The sequence below is a fragment of the Pseudomonas sp. OV546 genome, from assembly GCF_900116845.1.
GTDB classification, from domain to species: Bacteria; Pseudomonadota; Gammaproteobacteria; order Pseudomonadales; family Pseudomonadaceae; genus Aquipseudomonas; species Aquipseudomonas petroselini.
Genome location: NZ_FPCE01000003.1, coordinates 253,770 through 270,725, shown reverse-complemented (window position 1 = coordinate 270,725; position 16,956 = coordinate 253,770). Strand labels below are relative to the sequence as shown.

General features: G+C 60.8%; 21 protein-coding genes. 10 read left to right on the top strand and 11 right to left on the bottom strand.

What is annotated here, in order from left to right; translation table 11 throughout:
• Positions 1 to 289 precede the first annotated feature (289 nt).
• From ftsY to rpoH, 4 genes are all read left to right on the top strand, one after another.
• Positions 290 to 1,693, top strand: a complete 1,404-nt coding sequence (gene ftsY, locus BM403_RS09215) for a signal recognition particle-docking protein FtsY (protein WP_093542536.1) — start codon at positions 290 to 292, stop codon at positions 1,691 to 1,693.
• Positions 1,690 to 2,361 (top strand): cell division ATP-binding protein FtsE, encoded by a 672-nt coding sequence (gene ftsE, locus BM403_RS09210; protein ID WP_003234627.1) that lies wholly within the window; start codon positions 1,690 to 1,692, stop codon positions 2,359 to 2,361. The genes ftsY and ftsE overlap by 4 nt, the downstream gene beginning before the upstream one ends.
• Positions 2,358 to 3,383: a permease-like cell division protein FtsX gene (ftsX, locus tag BM403_RS09205; RefSeq protein WP_093542532.1), complete on the top strand. Its 1,026-nt coding sequence runs from the start codon at positions 2,358 to 2,360 to the stop codon at positions 3,381 to 3,383. Before ftsE ends, ftsX begins: the two co-directional genes overlap by 4 nt.
• A 129-nt stretch (positions 3,384 to 3,512) precedes the next feature.
• Entirely contained in the window at positions 3,513 to 4,367 is an 855-nt protein-coding gene (gene rpoH / locus BM403_RS09200) for an RNA polymerase sigma factor RpoH (protein WP_003176698.1), read from the top strand.
• A 128-nt stretch (positions 4,368 to 4,495) separates the two neighbouring features.
• Here the strand turns inward: rpoH and mtgA are convergent, their stop codons facing one another.
• On the bottom strand, positions 4,496 to 5,218 hold the full coding sequence (gene mtgA / locus BM403_RS09195) for a monofunctional biosynthetic peptidoglycan transglycosylase (protein ID WP_015886356.1): 723 nt from the start codon (positions 5,216 to 5,218) through the stop codon (positions 4,496 to 4,498).
• Positions 5,219 to 5,292: 74 nt separating this feature from the next.
• Here mtgA and BM403_RS09190 point away from each other — a divergent pair, with 74 nt between their 5' ends.
• From BM403_RS09190 to trmB, 4 genes are all read left to right on the top strand, one after another.
• Positions 5,293 to 5,670 carry a DUF423 domain-containing protein gene (locus BM403_RS09190; protein ID WP_015886355.1) on the top strand — a complete coding sequence of 126 codons (378 nt, stop codon included), beginning with the start codon at positions 5,293 to 5,295 and terminating at the stop codon, positions 5,668 to 5,670.
• A gap of 71 nt (positions 5,671 to 5,741) precedes the next feature.
• Positions 5,742 to 5,942: a sulfur carrier protein ThiS gene (gene thiS, locus BM403_RS09185; protein ID WP_015886354.1), complete on the top strand. Its 201-nt coding sequence runs from the start codon at positions 5,742 to 5,744 to the stop codon at positions 5,940 to 5,942.
• Positions 5,943 to 5,994: 52 nt separating this feature from the next.
• Positions 5,995 to 6,789: a thiazole synthase gene (locus BM403_RS09180; protein WP_015886353.1), complete on the top strand. Its 795-nt coding sequence runs from the start codon at positions 5,995 to 5,997 to the stop codon at positions 6,787 to 6,789.
• 9 nt (positions 6,790 to 6,798) lie between these two features.
• Positions 6,799 to 7,524: a tRNA (guanosine(46)-N7)-methyltransferase TrmB gene (gene trmB / locus BM403_RS09175; RefSeq protein ID WP_015886352.1), complete on the top strand. Its 726-nt coding sequence runs from the start codon at positions 6,799 to 6,801 to the stop codon at positions 7,522 to 7,524.
• Positions 7,525 to 7,666: 142 nt separating this feature from the next.
• Here trmB and BM403_RS09170 read toward each other — a convergent pair whose 3' ends face one another.
• From BM403_RS09170 to BM403_RS09130, 9 genes are all read right to left on the bottom strand, one after another.
• The gene (locus BM403_RS09170; protein WP_015886351.1) at positions 7,667 to 7,990 is read right to left on the bottom strand and encodes a DUF3392 domain-containing protein; all 324 of its coding nucleotides are present in this window, start codon (positions 7,988 to 7,990) and stop codon (positions 7,667 to 7,669) included.
• Between the two features lie 17 nt (positions 7,991 to 8,007).
• The gene (gene hemW, locus BM403_RS09165; RefSeq protein ID WP_093542530.1) at positions 8,008 to 9,210 is read right to left on the bottom strand and encodes a radical SAM family heme chaperone HemW; all 1,203 of its coding nucleotides are present in this window, start codon (positions 9,208 to 9,210) and stop codon (positions 8,008 to 8,010) included.
• On the bottom strand, positions 9,207 to 9,803 hold the full coding sequence (rdgB, locus tag BM403_RS09160; RefSeq protein ID WP_043206037.1) for an RdgB/HAM1 family non-canonical purine NTP pyrophosphatase: 597 nt from the start codon (positions 9,801 to 9,803) through the stop codon (positions 9,207 to 9,209). The genes hemW and rdgB overlap by 4 nt, the downstream gene beginning before the upstream one ends.
• Positions 9,800 to 10,234 (bottom strand): DUF4426 domain-containing protein, encoded by a 435-nt coding sequence (locus tag BM403_RS09155; RefSeq protein WP_015886348.1) that lies wholly within the window; start codon positions 10,232 to 10,234, stop codon positions 9,800 to 9,802. Before BM403_RS09155 ends, rdgB begins: the two co-directional genes overlap by 4 nt.
• Positions 10,235 to 10,255: 21 nt before the next feature.
• Positions 10,256 to 10,876, bottom strand: coding sequence for a methionine biosynthesis protein MetW (gene metW, locus BM403_RS09150; RefSeq protein ID WP_003234603.1), 621 nt, complete (start codon positions 10,874 to 10,876; stop codon positions 10,256 to 10,258).
• A gap of 7 nt (positions 10,877 to 10,883) precedes the next feature.
• On the bottom strand, positions 10,884 to 12,023 hold the full coding sequence (locus BM403_RS09145; protein WP_046034941.1) for a homoserine O-succinyltransferase MetX: 1,140 nt from the start codon (positions 12,021 to 12,023) through the stop codon (positions 10,884 to 10,886).
• A 135-nt stretch (positions 12,024 to 12,158) separates the two neighbouring features.
• The gene (locus BM403_RS09140; protein WP_015886346.1) at positions 12,159 to 12,749 is read right to left on the bottom strand and encodes a YggT family protein; all 591 of its coding nucleotides are present in this window, start codon (positions 12,747 to 12,749) and stop codon (positions 12,159 to 12,161) included.
• 9 nt (positions 12,750 to 12,758) lie between these two features.
• Complete coding sequence (gene proC, locus BM403_RS09135) at positions 12,759 to 13,577, bottom strand: pyrroline-5-carboxylate reductase (protein WP_015886345.1); 819 nt, start codon at positions 13,575 to 13,577, stop codon at positions 12,759 to 12,761.
• Between the two features lie 33 nt (positions 13,578 to 13,610).
• Entirely contained in the window at positions 13,611 to 14,297 is a 687-nt protein-coding gene (locus BM403_RS09130; protein WP_093542528.1) for a YggS family pyridoxal phosphate-dependent enzyme, read from the bottom strand.
• 57 nt (positions 14,298 to 14,354) lie between these two features.
• Here BM403_RS09130 and BM403_RS09125 point away from each other — a divergent pair, with 57 nt between their 5' ends.
• Positions 14,355 to 15,389, top strand: coding sequence for a type IV pilus twitching motility protein PilT (locus tag BM403_RS09125; protein ID WP_093542526.1), 1,035 nt, complete (start codon positions 14,355 to 14,357; stop codon positions 15,387 to 15,389).
• Between the two features lie 192 nt (positions 15,390 to 15,581).
• On the opposite strand, the gene BM403_RS09120 is transcribed toward BM403_RS09125, so the two are convergent.
• Positions 15,582 to 16,217 carry a C40 family peptidase gene (locus tag BM403_RS09120; RefSeq protein ID WP_046034944.1) on the bottom strand — a complete coding sequence of 212 codons (636 nt, stop codon included), beginning with the start codon at positions 16,215 to 16,217 and terminating at the stop codon, positions 15,582 to 15,584.
• 268 nt (positions 16,218 to 16,485) lie between these two features.
• Here BM403_RS09120 and BM403_RS09115 point away from each other — a divergent pair, with 268 nt between their 5' ends.
• Positions 16,486 to 16,896, top strand: a complete 411-nt coding sequence (locus BM403_RS09115; RefSeq protein ID WP_163825880.1) for an NINE protein — start codon at positions 16,486 to 16,488, stop codon at positions 16,894 to 16,896.
• The last annotated feature ends 60 nt before the right edge of the window (positions 16,897 to 16,956 follow it).

Genomic DNA, 16,956 nt, shown 5'->3' with positions numbered 1-16,956 from the left:
CGAGGAGGTGCTAGGATACTGATCCGATTTAGGGACGGCCACTGCGGTAGTCATCTTGTCCCGAATCCGGTCGTAGGAATGTTGGGATAGATGGAGGGTTTCCCCGATGATCTTCCACTTTTCGCCGATTTTGTCGCTTCAGTCCTATATTGAGTCGATTTGTTGAGGCCTTTATTTACGCCTTACAAAATGTTGCGCATGAACAAGCGGGCGTTAAAGCAGTCTGTTCTGCATCGAATTTATTTACCGAGGCGCCCTGGCGCATCGCTACCTTGAGATAGCCGTCTCCATGTTTGGTTCCAACGACGACAAGAAGACCCCAGCCCCGGCTGGCGAGAAAAAAGGCCTGTTCGGATGGCTGCGCAAAAAGCCGCAGGAAACCGTTGACGAACAACCGCAGGTTCAAGCCGAACCGATCCCCGAGCCTATAGTAGAAGCCGAACCGGTCGCCGAAACCCCTGCGCCGGTGGTATTGCCGATGGCTGAGCCGGTATTGCAGCCGGTCGCCGAGGCGGAACCTGAGCCGGAACCCGAGCACAAGCCGTGGCTGGAACTGCCGGTGGCTGAAGAGCCCGTGGCACTGGTTGAAGATGTGCAGGCCGAGCATGTGGTTCCACCGATTCCGGTGATCGTTGAGCCGCAGCCGGTTATCGTTGAAGCACCAGCACCAGCACCAGCACCAGCACCAGCACCCGTGGCGGTCGAGCCATTGGTTGCCGCTCCTGCGGTCATCGAGCAACCCGTTGCCCCTGTTGAAACCAGCAAAGCCGGCTTTTTCTCCCGCCTCAAGCAAGGCCTGAGCAAGACCAGCGCCAGTATCGGCGAAGGCATGGCCAGCCTGTTCCTGGGTAAAAAGGTCATCGATGACGAATTGCTGGAAGACATCGAAACCCGCCTGCTCACCGCCGATGTGGGTGTCGAAGCCACCGCCGTGATCATCCAGAGCCTCACCCAGAAGGTCGCGCGCAAGCAACTGACCGACGCCGACGCGCTGTACAAATCCCTGCAGGCCGAGCTGGCCGCCATGCTCAAGCCGGTGGAAGCGCCGCTGGTGATCACCCCGAAAAAGCCGTTTGTGATCCTGGTGGTGGGCGTTAACGGCGCCGGCAAGACCACCACCATCGGCAAGCTGGCCAAAAAGCTGCAGTCCGAAGGCAAGAAGGTGATGCTGGCGGCGGGCGATACGTTCCGTGCCGCAGCGGTTGAACAGCTGCAGGTCTGGGGCGAGCGCAACAAGATCCCGGTCATCGCCCAGCACACCGGCGCCGATTCCGCCTCGGTGATCTTCGATGCGGTGCAGGCCGCCAAAGCACGGAACATCGATGTGCTGATCGCCGATACCGCCGGTCGCCTGCACACCAAAGACAATTTGATGGAAGAGCTGAAAAAAGTCCGTCGCGTGATCGGCAAGCTCGACGCAGACGCGCCGCACGAGGTTCTGTTGGTGCTGGATGCCGGTACCGGCCAGAACGCCATCAGCCAGGCCAAACAATTCAACCAGACGGTCCAACTGACCGGCCTGGCATTGACTAAGCTCGACGGCACGGCCAAGGGCGGTGTGATCTTCGCCCTGGCCAAACAGTTCGGGTTGCCGATTCGTTATATCGGTGTCGGTGAAGGCATTGATGACCTGCGCACCTTTGAAGCCGAACCCTTTGTACAGGCACTCTTTGCCGAGCGGGAGCGTTCATGATTCGATTCGAACAGGTCGGTAAACGCTATGCCAACGGGCATGTCGGCTTGCATGAGCTGAGCTTTCGAGTGCGTCGCGGCGAATTTCTGTTTGTCACCGGCCACTCCGGCGCCGGTAAAAGTACGTTGCTGCGCCTGCTGCTGGCCATGGAGCGCCCGACCACCGGCAAACTGCTGCTGGCCGGCCAGGACCTGGCAACCATCAGTAATGCGCAAATCCCGTTCCTGCGCCGCCAGATCGGCGTGGTGTTCCAGAATCACCAGTTGCTGTTCGATCGCACCGTGTTCAACAACGTGGCGCTGCCGTTGCAGATCCTCGGGCTGTCCAAGGCCGAGATCGTCAAGCGCGTGGATTCGGCCCTGGAGCGCGTGGCGCTGTCGGACAAGACCGATCTCTACCCTGGCGATCTCTCCACCGGTCAGCAACAGCGCGTCGGCATCGCCCGCGCCATCGTCCACCGCCCGGCCTTGCTGCTGGCGGACGAACCCACCGGTAACCTCGACCCGCGCCTGGCGGCCGAGATCATGGGGGTGTTCGAAGACATCAACCGCTTGGGCACCAGCGTGCTGATCGCCAGCCACGACCTGGCGCTGATCGCACGCATGCGCCATCGCATGCTGACCCTGCAACGCGGCCGCCTGATCGGTGATGGGGAGGCCGGCGTATGAGTGCAACACGCAGCCCTAAAGTCTCCGAGCGCGTGGCGCCGAAACCGGCCGACCCGCAACCGCAGAAGAAAAAACACGATCACGATGACGACGGTCCGGACTTCAGCACCTTGCTGCGCGCCTGGATCGAAAGCCATCGCGCCAGCCTGCTCGACAGCCTGCGCCGCCTGGGCAAACAGCCGATCGGCAGCTTTTTCACCTGCCTGGTGATGGCGGTGGCCCTGAGCCTGCCGATGGGCCTGTCGCTGCTGCTTAATAATGTGGAGCGCCTGGGCGGCTCCTGGCAGCGCGCGGCGCAGATCTCGCTGTACTTGAACATCGACGCCAGCGCTAAAGACGGCGAGTCCTTGCGCGATGACATCAAGAACCTGCCCGGCGTGGCGGATGCCGAGTACATCAGCCGCGATCAGGCGCTGGAAGAGTTCCAGCAACAATCCGGCCTGGGCGAGGCGCTCAAGGAGTTGCCGCAGAACCCGCTGCCGGGCGTGGTGCTGGTGACGCCGAATGAAGTCGACAAGCCGGCGCTGGAGGCCCTGCGACAAAAGCTCGCAGAGATGCCGAAGGTGCAGCAGGCGCAACTTGATCTAGTCTGGGTAGAGCGCCTGGCGGCGATCCTCAAGCTCGGCGACCGGTTTGTGTTCGGCCTGACGGTGCTGTTGGTGTCTGCATTACTTTTGGTGATAGGCAATACCATTCGTCTTCATATTGAAAACCGTCGCACAGAGATAGAAGTGATTAAACTGGTCGGCGGCACGGACAGCTATGTGCGTCGTCCATTTCTGTACATGGGCGCGCTTTATGGCCTCGGTGCGGGGATTTTGTCCTGGGGGGTGCTGGCATTTGGCCTGGACTGGCTGAACGATGCGGTGGTCGGGCTGGCCGGACTCTACGGCAGCGATTTCGCGCTGGCCGGTGTGCCGGTAGCCGATGGTCTTAGTCTCTTGCTTGGCGCGGTATTGTTGGGGTATATCGGTGCTTGGATTGCGGTCGCTCGGCATTTACGTGAGCTGGCACCGAAGTAGTTAATGTCAGATTAATGTGGTTTCGTTTGTATTGACCGTATCAGTGGTTTAGGGAACTTGTCCTACGGTTCCCGGTCAATTTTCGCAGTGCTGAACTGCACGAGTTATGTGAGTCGGAGGTTTTTTCGTATGACCACTTCTTTGCAACCTGCTTATGCCTTGGTCCCGGGTGCGAACCTGGAAGCCTATGTGCACACGGTCAACAGCATTCCATTGCTGACGCCCGAGCAGGAGCGTGAACTGGCCGAGAGTCTCTACTATGAGCAGGATTTGGGGGCGGCTCGGCAGATGGTGCTCGCCCACCTGCGTTTTGTCGTACATATCGCCCGTAGCTATAGCGGCTACGGCTTGGCCCAGGCTGACCTGATCCAGGAAGGCAACGTTGGCCTGATGAAGGCGGTAAAGCGCTTCAACCCTGAGATGGGTGTGCGCCTGGTGTCGTTCGCTGTGCACTGGATCAAGGCGGAAATCCACGAGTTCATCCTGCGCAACTGGCGCATTGTGAAAGTCGCCACCACTAAGGCCCAGCGCAAGCTGTTCTTCAACCTGCGCAGCCAGAAAAAACGCTTGGCGTGGCTGAACAACGAGGAAGTCCACCGCGTGGCCGAAAGCCTGGGCGTGGAACCGCGTGAAGTGCGCGAGATGGAAAGCCGCCTGACCGGCCATGACATGGCCTTCGACCCGGCCGCCGAAGCGGACGACGACAGCGCCTTCCAATCGCCGGCCAACTACCTGGAAGACCACCGGTACGACCCGGCGCGTCAACTGGAGGATGCGGACTGGAGTGACAACTCCAACCACAACCTGCACGAAGCGCTGGAAGTGCTGGACGACCGCAGCCGTGACATCCTCTACCAGCGCTGGCTGGCGGAAGAAAAAGCCACGCTGCACGACCTGGCACAGAAGTACAACGTGTCGGCCGAGCGGATTCGTCAGCTTGAGAAAAGCGCGATGAATAAGCTGAAGTTGTCGATCGCCGCCTAACACGCGACGCGGTCAATAAAAATGTGGGAGGGGGCTTGCCCCCGATTGCAGTGGGTCAGCTACAAATAAGCTGACTGATCCACCGCTATCGGGGGCAAGCCCCCTCCCACATTTGTTTTTGTGTTGGTTCAGTCGGACCAAGGGGCTTTGCGGGCGTTATTCAACTCAACCAGATATCCATCACCACCCAGCTGGCTCATCTGCTGCCGAATCCAAGCAGCGCGCCTTGCCACATACGCCGTCGGATGACTGGCACTCCACACCCGAGGGTTCGGCAACACCGCGGCCAAATAGCTTGCCTGCTGCCGCGATAACCCTTTGGCACTCACCCCAAAGTGATGCCGCGCCGCTGCTTCCGCGCCGAAGACGCCTTCATCCCACTCCACGCTGTTGAGGTACACCTCAAGAATCCGCTGCTTGGGCCACAACACCTCGATCAGCCCGGTAAACCAAGCCTCCAGGCCTTTGCGCAAATAACTGCGGCCGGCCCACAGGAACAGGTTTTTCGACACCTGCTGGCTCAACGTGCTGGCGCCGCGTATCGAACCACCGCGCTCGTTGTGCTGGATAGCCGCCTGGATCGCGCCGAAATCAAAGCCCCAGTGCTGCGGGAAACGCTGGTCTTCACCGGCCATCACCGCCACTTTGAGGTCATCGGAGATCTCGTCCCACGGCACCCAGCTGCGCTGCAGGTCAATGGGTTCGCCGTCGAACCAGGATTCGACCTTGCGCTCCACCATCAGCGCGGTGAAGGGCGGCGGGACGACGCGAAACAGCAGTACCAACAGCACACTGGCGATGGCAAACCATTTAACGACATTGAGAAAGCGTTTGAAGAGGAGACGCAGCATAGAGATGGCTTGGCCGAACCCGTTGAGCGGGCCATTATACAGACCCTGCCCGATGAGTCTGACTGGAGTTCCTGATGCTGCGTAGCTTTCTAATGCTGGCTGCCTTTTTTGGCTTCACCGGTGTGGCCCTTGGCGCGTTCGCCGCCCATGGCCTGAAAAACCGCTTGAGCGCCGAGTACCTGGCGATCTTCCATACCGGGGTGACCTACCAACTGGTACATACCTTGGCGCTGTTCGGCGTAGCGCTGCTGGCCGCGCATATTCCTGGTCGGTTGGTCAGCTGGGCGGGCATCTCCTTTACTGTCGGCATCCTGTTGTTCTCCGGCAGCTTGTATGTGCTGACGATGACGGGCATCAGCAAGCTGGGCATCATCACGCCATTTGGCGGGTTGGCGTTCTTGCTGGGCTGGTTTTTCCTGGGGCTGGCTGCCTGGCGCTTGCAGGCGATCTGACCGAGGGACTTGGGTCATCAACCTTGATCGGGCTAGAATGCGGGCCCCTAAAAACGATGGCGGCCCGTGGCATGCGCATTCAGTTGAACGGCGAATCCTTTGAACTGCCCGACGGTGAAACCGTTGCGGCCCTGCTGACCCGCCTGGACCTCACCGGGCGTCGCGTCGCAGTGGAACTCAACCTGGATATCGTCCCGCGTAGCCTGCACGCCGAGACCGCGCTCACCGAAGGTGACCAGGTCGAAGTGGTCCACGCCATCGGCGGCGGCTGATCGCGCAGCTTCCTGAATTCTGCAGAACCTCACCCCATTTCGAGGATTTCCCATGAGCATCGTTCGTAGCGACAAGCCCTTCGTCCTGGCCGGTCGTACCTACCAGTCCCGTCTGCTGGTCGGCACCGGCAAGTACCGCGACATGGAAGAAACCCGCCTGGCCATCGAAGCCTCGGGCGCCGAGATCGTCACCTTCGCCGTGCGCCGCACCAACCTCGGCCAGATCGAAGGCGAGCCGAACCTGCTCGAAGTGCTGTCGCCGGATCGCTACACCTTCCTGCCGAACACCGCCGGTTGCTACGACGCCATCGAAGCCGTGCGCACCTGCCGCCTGGCCCGTGAGCTGCTCGACGGCCACAACCTGGTGAAGCTGGAAGTGCTGGCCGACCAAAAGACCCTGTTCCCCAACGTGATCGAAACCCTCAAGGCCGCTGAAACCCTGGTCAAGGAAGGCTTCGACGTGATGGTCTACACCAGCGATGACCCGATCATCGCGCGGCAACTGGCGGAAATCGGCTGTATCGCCGTGATGCCGCTGGCCGGCCTGATCGGTTCCGGCCTGGGTATCTGCAATCCGTACAACCTGCAGATCATCCTCGAAGAAGCCAAGATCCCGGTGCTGGTGGATGCGGGCGTGGGCACGGCCTCCGACGCGACCATCGCCATGGAGCTGGGCTGCGACGCAGTGCTGATGAACTCGGCCATCGCCCATGCCCAGCAACCGATCATGATGGCCGAAGCCATGAACCACGCCATCGTCGCGGGCCGCCTGGCCTACCTCGCCGGTCGCATGCCGAAAAAACTCTACGCCAGCGCCTCTTCGCCGCTGGATGGTCTGATCAAGTAAGAGCCATTGATGACTGAATCAAACGAAACGCCGAACACCCCGGAAGCAGGCGACGAGTCCAAGCACCGCCGCATCAAGAGTTTTGTGATGCGCGCCGGTCGCATGACCGAAGGCCAGCAAAAGGGCCTGGAGCAAGGTACGCCCCTGTTCGTGTTGCCCTTGGCCGACGCGCCGGTGGACTACGACCAGGTGTTCGGCCGTTCGGCCCCGCGTTCCCTGGAAATCGGCTTCGGCATGGGCCACTCCCTGCTGGAAATGGCGGCCGCCGCGCCCGACCAGGACTTCATCGGCGTGGAGGTCCACCGCCCCGGTGTCGGCGCGCTGCTCAATGGTGTGTTGACCCAAGGGTTGACCAACCTGCGGGTCTACGACTGCGACGCGATTGAAGTGCTCAACCGCTGCATCGCCGACAATAGCCTCGACCGCCTGATGCTGTTCTTCCCCGACCCATGGCACAAAGCCCGCCACCACAAGCGCCGCATCGTCCAGGCCTCCTTCGCGGAGCTGGTACGCAGCAAGCTGAAGGTTGGCGGCATCCTGCACATGGCCACCGACTGGGAACCCTACGCGGAATACATGCTGGAAGTGATGAACGTCGCCCCCGGCTATCGCAACCTGGCGGAAGACGGCAAATGCGTGCCACGCCCGGCTGAACGCCCGATCACCAAGTTCGAACGCCGTGGCGAGCGGTTGGGGCATGGGGTGTGGGATCTGAAGTTCGAGAAGTTGGCGTAACTCACCATTAGCTTGAAATGCAATCAAATGTGGGAGGGGGCTTGCCCCCGATAGCGGAGTGTCAGTCACCACAAACAGTGACTGGTCCACCGCCATCGGGGGCAAGCCCCCTCCCACATTTGTATCGACGTTTTGCTCAGGATCAGCGGCGGTCGGCGACTACACCGATCAGTACCAGTACCACGATCAACACCGGCGCCAGGCTGTAGTTATTGAACTGGCTCAACCCCCGTACAATCCACGGCGTGGCGTAGATCAACGCCGCGCCGCTGCCGATCATGCACACCAACGCCATTAACGGGACGCGCAATGCGCCTGCGATGCTGCCCAAGCGCGCTTCCACCCAGCCTTTGATATCGGCGCCAAACAGCACCAGCAGGCAGCCGACGAGGGCCAGGGAGATTTCCGACAGGTTGCTACGGCTCCAACGGGATACGGTGGCGAGCAGGTCGAGTACCAAATCCATTCGATTTCCTTAGAGCGTCAGCTCAAAAACTTCTGCAACAGGTCATTGAGAAAGAGTTGCCCGCGGTCGGTCGCCGCCAGGCGTGACGGTTCGACCTGCATTAAGCCACTTTGTTCTGCCTCGCGGCGGCCTTCATCCAGGCTCGACAACGCCAGCCCGGTGCGCTCAGCGTAGAGCTTCGCTTCGACGCCTTCGGTCAGGCGCAAGGCGTTCATCAGGAATTCGAACGGCAGTTCCTCGTTAGTCAGTTCTTTCGCGCCGGCCTGGAAGCTTTTGGCCGGGTTGAGGTAGTCCTTCGGTGCTCGGGTCTTCCAGGTACGTACAATGCGCCCGTCGGGGTGGCTGAGTTTGCCGTGGGCACCGGCTCCGATGCCAATGAAGTCACCGAAGCTCCAGTAGTTGAGGTTATGCCGGGCCGGGCGGCCCGGTTGGGCATAAGCCGACACTTCATATTGCGCATAACCGTGTTCGGCGAGCAGTGCCTGGCCGGCTTCCTGGATATCCCACAAGGTGTCGTCCTCCGGCAGCGCGGGCGGCTGGTTCCAGAACACGGTGTTGGGTTCCAGGGTCAGCTGGTACCAGGACAAGTGCGTTGGCTTCAGCGCGATGGCCTGGCGCAGGTCGCTCAAAGCGTCGTCCAGGGACTGATCGGGCAAACCGTGCATCAAGTCCAGGTTGAAGTTATCGAACCCGGCCTGGCGTGCCATACCGGCAGCGCGTACGGCTTCATCGCCGTTATGAATACGGCCCAGAGCCTCAAGCTTTTGCTGCTGGAAGCTCTGGATACCGATGGACAGGCGATTGATCCCCAGCTTGCGGTACGCCACGAACTTTTCCTGCTCGAACGTCCCGGGGTTGGCTTCCAGAGTGATCTCGATATCACTGGCGAACGGGATGCGCGCTTCCACACCCTTGAGCAAACGGCCCAACGCTGCGGCGCTGAACAGGCTCGGCGTACCGCCACCAAAAAAGATCGAGCTCAGTTCGCGACCGTAAACCGCGTGCAGGTCCTGATCGAGGTCGGCCAACAGGGCGTCCACGTACTCTTCTTCCGGCAGCACTTTACTGGCGGTGTGGGAGTTGAAGTCGCAATAGGGGCATTTGCGCACGCACCACGGGATATGGATATACAGCGCCAGAGGCGGCAGCACAGGCAAGGCCGCCCGAAGTGTTTGCGCGCCACCGTGGATCAGTGGCTGCGCAGAGGTGTTCTGGGTCATTTCAGGCTCAGGCGTTGGCGCAGCAAATCCATTGCGCGAGCACGGTGGCTGATCTGGTTCTTGTCGGCCGGGCTCAGTTCGGCGCTGGAAACGTTACGTTCCGGCACCCAGAACAGCGGGTCATAGCCAAAACCGTGCTCACCACTGGCCGCGTGCAGGATGCGCCCGTGCCACAGGCCTTCGCACAAGATCGGCAGCGGGTCATCGGCATGCCGCACCAAGGCCAGCACGCAGACGAACTGTGCGCCGCGCTCGGCGTCGGGCACGCCCTTGAGCGCATCCAGCAGCTTGGCGTTGTTGGCGGCGTCGCCCTTGCCATCGGCGTAGCGTGCCGAGTAGATGCCCGGCGCACCGCCGAGGAAGTCCACCGCCAGGCCCGAGTCGTCCGCCAGCGCAGGCAGGCCGGAGATACGCGCAGCATTACGCGCCTTGAGGATGGCGTTCTCGACGAACGACAGGCCGGTCTCTTCCGGCTCCACCTGGCTGAACTCGCCGATCGAGCGCAACTGCACGGAGTCGCCGAGCATGGCTTGCAGTTCTTTAAGCTTGCCGGCGTTATGGCTGGCCAGTACGAGTTGGGTAAGGTTCATCATTCCGCCGGAAACAGTTCCTGGTTGAATTGGAAGCTATGGGCTTTGCCGCCGGTTTCAACGTTGATGGTAAAGGTCTTGTATTCGCGCTGGGTCACGGCGTAGGGCGCGAGATAATTGATGCCACCTTTTTCGTTGATTTGCTTGAAGGTGAGGATCTCGCTTTTGCCACCCAAATCCTTGATGGTGCCCGTCACTTGCGCGGCCACCGGGGTCACGCCCTTGATCACGGTCACGTTGATCAAACCCTTCTCCTTGCTGCGCACCACGCCGACTTTCTGGGCGGTTTCCGGTTGCAGGAAGCTGGAGGTGAACGTGTTGTAGTGAACGGTGATATCGCCGAAGTCTTTCTTGCGATTAGCGTCGATAGCGTCCGCGGCCATGGCGCTGGCACCCAGGCATGCGGTCAATAGAAAAACAGCCAAACGACTCATGATCGTCCCTCTTGAAAATGATTAGACGGCAATCTTGTGGTCCGTGAGGCCAGGACTGCTGACCCGATAAATACCGATTTCGCCCAACAGATTGGGCCATAGCTTACTCGCCCAGCCGTGGCGATGCTGTTGATCGACGGCAAGGCGGTTGATCACCTTGGCTTCACGCTCGCCACACAGGGCTTCGAAATCTTCGAAGGTGCAAAAGTGGATGTTCGGCGTGTTGTACCAGGTGTACGGCAGGAAGTCCGACACCGGCATGCGGCCCTTGGTGGCCAGGTACCAGCGGCAGCGCCAATGCCCGAAGTTGGGGAAGGTGATGATGCACTGGCGACCTACGCGCAGCATCTCGTCGAGGATGCGGTCCGGGTAGTGCACCGCCTGCAGGGCCTGGGTCATCACCACGATATCGAAGCTGTTGCTGGCAAAGTTGCCCAGGCCCTTGTCCAGGTCCTGCTCTATCACGTTGATGCCCTTGGCCACGCACTGGGCGATGTTGTCCGGGTCGTTTTCCAGGCCGTAGCCGGTGACTTGCTTGTGGTCGCGCAGCCAGCTCAGCAGTTCGCCATCGCCGCAGCCAAGGTCGAGCACGCGGCTGCCGGCGGGGATCCAGTCTTGGATGATGTCCAGGTCGGCTCTCATGGCGTTCTCACAAAGTTATGCGGTTCATGTAATTGCTGAAGGCCTGCAAGTAGCGTGGGATCGGGATCAGGAAGGCGTCGTGGCCTTGCGGTGCATCGATCTCCAGGTAGCAGACGTCCTTGCGCGCAGCCATCAGTGCATCCACCAGCTCGCGGGAGCGCGCCGGCGAGAAGCGCCAGTCGGTGGTGAATGACATCACGCAGAACTTGGCCGTCGCGCCTTCGAAGGTTTTCGCCAGGTCGTCATCAAAGTTGGCGGCTGGGTCGAAGTAGTCCAACGCCTTGGTCATCAGCAAATAGGTGTTGGCGTCGAAACGCCCCGAGAACTCCTCACCCTGATAACGCAGGTAGCTTTCTACCTGGAACTCGACGCTGTGGAAGTCGTAGTTGAGCTTCTCGCTCTTGAGGCCACGGCCGAATTTCTCGCCCATGGAGTCATCGGACAGGTAAGTGATGTGCCCGACCATCCGCGCCAGCATCAGGCCGCGCTTGGGGATCACACCGGCTTCCTGGAACGAACCACCGTGGAACTCAGGGTCGGTCAGGATCGCCTGGCGCGCCACTTCGTTGAAGGCGATGTTCTGCGCCGACAATTTAGGGGCCGAGGCGATGGCCAGGCAATGGCGCACGCGATCCGGGTAAGTGATGGTCCATTGCAGCGCTTGCATGCCGCCCAGGCTGCCGCCGATCACGGCGGCCCATTGGTCGATGCCCAGCAGGTCGGCCAGGCGCGCCTGGCTGTGCACCCAGTCTTCCACGGTGAGCACCGGGAAGTCTGCGCCGAACGGCTTGCCGTTCTCAGGGTTGACGCTGCTCGGGCCGGTGGAGCCGTTGCAGCCGCCGAGGTTGTTCAGGCTGACCACAAAGAACTTGTTCGTGTCGATGGGCTTGCCGGGGCCGATGCAACTGTCCCACCAGCCGGGTTTGCGCTCGTCGACCGAGTGGAAGCCGGCAGCGTGGTGATGGCCGGACAAGGCGTGGCAGATCAGCACGGCGTTGCTCGCCGTGGCATTCAGTTGGCCGTAGGTTTCATAGATCAGGTCGTAGGCAGGCAGCGAACGGCCGCAGGCCAGGGCCAGCGGTTCGCTGAAGTGCGCCATTTGGGGCACGACCAGTCCAACAGAATCGGGGGGAAAGGCAGTTGGCATCGACCCTGCTCTCGTTTAAATGAGGCGTAAGTCTAAAGAGCGCGAACCCCAGCGGCAAGCAAAGGCCTGCGCGGATTGAATTCAGTGTGCAGTTCGAAAATGTGGGAGCAGGCTTGCTCCCACATTTGATCCGCGTTAGATCAGCAAACGCAGAATGTCCGGCATCATGGTCATCGCCGCCAGGTTATTGATCACCAGCATATCCAGCAACTTGAGCACCATGAATGCCAGGATCGGCGAGATATCCAGGCCGCCCAGGTTCGGCAGCAGCTTGCGGAACGGCGCCAGGGCCGGTTCGCAGATCTGGTTCACCAGCTCGGCGCCAGGGTTGTGGCTACCCGGCGCGACCCAGGACAGGATCACGCTGATGATCAAGGCGAAGAAAAAGATCTTCAGGAACAGCGCGGTCACGCCGATGATCGCCCAGATCAGCAACTGTACGAAATTGCCGGTGGTGCCGTAGGTCAGCAGCAGGGTCAGCGCCATCAAGGCCAACTGCACCAGGATCGCCAGCACCAGCGACGACATGTCCAGGCCGAACAAGCTCGGGATGATTCGACGCAACGGCTTGAGCAGCGGCTGGGTGGCCTTGACGATGAACTGGCACAGCGGGTTGTAGAAGTTCGCGCGTACCAGTTGCAGCACGAAGCGCATCAGTACGATCAGCAGGTACAGGCTGCCGAGGGTTTGCAGCACGTAGACGGCTGCGGTGTTCAAACCAATCATGTTGGCTCCTTATTTGCCCAGTTGTTCGGCGAGTTCCGCCGAGCGGTGCGCAGCGGCACTCAATGCTTTTTCCACCAGGGCTTCAAAGCCCCCGGCCTGGAACGACTCGATGGCCGCCTGTGTGGTGCCGCCGGGGGAGGTCACGCGACGGCGCAACTCGGCCGCGTCCACATCGCTGGCAACCGCCATATGCGCGGCACCCAAGGCGGTCTGCTCGGCCAGTTGCTCGGCAACGTCCTTGGACAGTCCCAGCTTCACCCCGGCGGCGGTCATGGCTTCGATCAACAGGAAAAAATACGCCGGGCCGCTGCCGGACACGGCGGTGACCGCGTCCAGTTGCTGCTCGTGTTCCAACCACAGGGCGGTGCCCACGGCGGACAGCAGCGCTTGCGCCTGGTTGCGTTGTTCGGCGCTCACTTCGGCGGTGGCGTACAAGCCGCTCACGCCTTGGCTGACCAGCGCTGGGGTGTTGGGCATGCAGCGTACGATCGGCTGGGCGCCCAGCCAGTTATTCATGCTGGCGCAGGTAATGCCGGCGGCGATGGACACCACCAGTTGCTGCGGTTGCAGGCTCGGGCGCAGGCTTTCGCACACGGCCTTCATGGCCTGCGGCTTCACCGCCAGCACGATCACATCGACGCCACGGATGGCCTCAGCGTTGTCGGCAAAGGTTTCAATACCGTGCTCGGCGCTGACGCGGGCACGGGTGTCGGCGCCGGGGTCGCTGGCGCGGATCTGCGCGGCGCCCAGGCCCTTGGCCCGCAGGCCACCGATCAGGCTGGCCGCCATGTTACCGGCGCCGATAAAGGCAATACGCGTGTTGCTCATGACAGGTCCTTACTCAGATGGAAGTCAGCCATTTCATGGCTGGCCGTAGTCGCGGGCGCCAAACAGGGCGGTACCGATCCGCACCCAGGTGGCGCCTTGGGCGATGGCCGACTCAAGGTCGTGGCTCATGCCCATGGAAAGTGTGTCGAGCGGCAGGTTCAGGCTGTTTTGCAGGCCGCGTACAGCGGCAAACGCTGCATCTTGCGCGGCGCGATCTTCAGTCGGCTCAGGAATCGCCATCAGGCCACGCAACTTCAGGCGCGGCAGGGCGCTGATCGCATTGGCCAGGGCCGGCAGGTCGGCGGGCGTACAGCCGGACTTGCTGGCTTCGCCACTGACGTTGACCTGGATGCAGATGTTCAGCGGTGGCAGGTCGGCCGGGCGTTGTTCGGACAGGCGTTGTGCAATTTTGAGGCGGTCCACGGAATGCACCCAAGCGAAGTTCTCGGCGATAGCGCGCGTCTTGTTCGATTGAATGGGGCCGATGAAGTGCCAACTCAAGGGCAGGTCGGTTAATTCGGCCTGTTTGCCCAAGGCTTCCTGCAGATAGTTCTCGCCAAAGTCGCGCATTCCGGCGGCATAGGCTTCGCGCACGGCTGGCGCGGGTTTGGTCTTGCTCACGGCCAGCAGGTGGATGCTGCTTGCGTCACGTTGCACGGCGTCGGCTGCGGCGCGGATGCGCTGGCTAACCTGGCCGATGTTGTCTGCTATCGTCGACATTCAAGATGCGCCCGTGGATATGGAGTCCGCGGCATTCTACTGGAAATGGAAAGCCCTATGGATATCACTGAATTGCTGGCGGCCAGCGTAAGCCGTGGCGCCTCCGACCTGCATCTGTCGGCCGGCCTGGCGCCGATGTTGCGGGTGGATGGCGAGGTGTGGCCGTTGGATTGGCCGGTGCTCTCACCCCGGCAAGTGGCGGACTTATTGAGCCCGTTGCTCAATCAGCACCAGCAAAAGGATTTCGAAACATCTCTTGAAACGGATTTTGCGTTCGAACTGCCTGGCGTGGCGCGCTTCCGGGCCAATGTGTTCACGCAGGACCGTGGCATGGGGGCGGTGTTTCGCACGATTCCCAGCGAGGTGCAGAGCCTGGAAAGCCTTGGCCTTGGCGAAGTGTTCCGGCGTATCGCCCAGCTGCCACGCGGCTTGGTGCTGGTGACCGGCCCGACCGGCTCGGGCAAGTCCACCACCCTGGCGGCGATGATCGATTTTCTCAATCAGCATCGGCGCCAGCACATCCTCACTCTCGAAGACCCTATCGAGTTTATCCACACGCCCAAGACCGCCCTGATCAACCAGCGCCAGGTGCACCGTGACACTCATAGTTTTTCCACCGCCCTGCGCTCGGCGCTGCGTGAAGACCCGGACGTGATCCTGGTAGGCGAATTGCGCGATTTGGAAACCATTCGCCTGGCGCTGACAGCGGCTGAGACCGGGCACCTGGTATTTGGCACCTTGCACACCACGTCTGCGGCAAAGACCGTAGACCGGCTGGTGGACGTGTTCCCGGCGGGGGAAAAGGCCATGGTCCGCTCGATGCTGTCGGAGTCGTTGCAGGCGGTGGTGTCCCAGGTCCTGGTGAAGAAGGTCGGCGGCGGGCGCGTGGCGGCCCATGAAATCATGCTGGGCACGCCGGCCATCCGCAATCTGATCCGCGAGGACAAGGTGGCGCAGATGGTTTCAGCGATCCAGACCGGTGGGGCGTTGGGGATGAAGACGTTGGATATGAGCTTGAAGGCGCTGGTCGGGGAGGGGGTGATCAGTCGCGAAGACGCACGGGGGAAGGCGAGGGTGCCAGCAGATATATGAGAGCGGGCTTGTTGTGGTGAGCGGGCTTGCCCCGCGCTGGGTGGCGAAGCCGCCCCAAAAAACAGGCGACGAGTTGTATCTGCGGAAATTCGGTGGCCTCATTGGGGCCGCTGCGCGCCCCAGCGCGGGGCAAGCCCGCTCACCACAGAAGCCCGCTCACTACAACAAGCCGCCTATAGCTTTGCGGCAGGCTTAGCGCTGGACGACCCGCAGATTGTTCTGCTCTTTCGGCAGCACCCGCTTGGCGATCACGTAGTTCTTGTCCCAGAACGGCTTCTTCAGCGTGTCGATGCTGACCGCCTTGCCACGGCGCGGTGCGTGGATGAAACGGTCGTTGCCCAGGTAGATGGCAACGTGGTTCACCTGGCGGCTCTTCAGTTTGAAGAACAGCAGGTCACCCGGTTTCAGGTCCTTGCGGTCAACCTTCTGCCCGTGGCCGGCGGCCATGGCGTTGGAGGTGCGCGGCAAATCCACGGCCGCTACGTCGTTAAACGCATATTTCACCAAACCACTGCAGTCGAACCCTTTACTTGGGCTGCTGCCGCCCCAACGATAAGGGGTACCGAGCACGTTCACGGCGCGGCTGAGGACGGTGCTGCTCTGTTTGGTGTTGACTGCCATCAGGGCCGGGTTTGCTTTACCGTGGGCCTTGCTCAGTTGAGTCGGGCGGTTGACGGTCAGCTTTACCGATTTGGCCGTGCTGGGTGTGCTGTGAACTTTAGGGGTGAAACCGTTAACGTTAGGAAGTCGTTGCTCACGATTGGTGGCGTGGGCGGCCAGTGGCATTAATAGGCAAATGGTTAGCCATGTCTTGAAAAATGGTCGCATTAGGCGTGGCTCTTATGGGTTTGCGCGCAACTTTATAACAGCTTTTTGTGTCGTTCTCAGGCCGTTTGTCGACTGAACCTTGACGTCAAAATCAGGAAAAACGCGACGATTCGCCGCAATTGTCCTACACAAGTCAGGTGGCATAAGGCTTTCAGGGCAGGGAAGATACCATTTGCCGTACGTCGGGCGCCTGTAAAAAAGTCACAAAGAAAGTGAAAAAATTTATCTATCGAGGCAAAAGAGGTACGCGATGAACACCTATCAGCAGATTGGTTCGCAGCAAGACACCCACAGCAAGGTGATTGGTTACCTGCTGTGGATTTTTGGTTTTACTGGGGCGCACCGCTTCTATTACGGCAAACCGGTGACCGGCACGATCTGGTTTTTCACCTTTGGCTTGCTGGGTATCGGCTGGCTGATCGACCTGTTCCTGATTCCGGCCATGGACCGTGAAGCGGACCTGCGTTTTACCGCCGGGCCGATCGAATACAACGTGGCCTGGGTGCTGTTGGCGTTTCTCGGGGTGTTTGGCGTGCACCGCATGTACCAAGGCAAATGGATCACCGGCCTGATCTACCTGCTGACCGGCGGTTTGTTCCTGGTGGGGGTGTTGTATGACTTCTGGACGTTGAATACACAGATATCGATCCGCAATGCCGAGCGCAACAGCGGCCGCTGATCTTTAACTTCTGGTGGAGATCAACATGTGGGAGGGGGCAAGCCCCCTCCCACATTGATC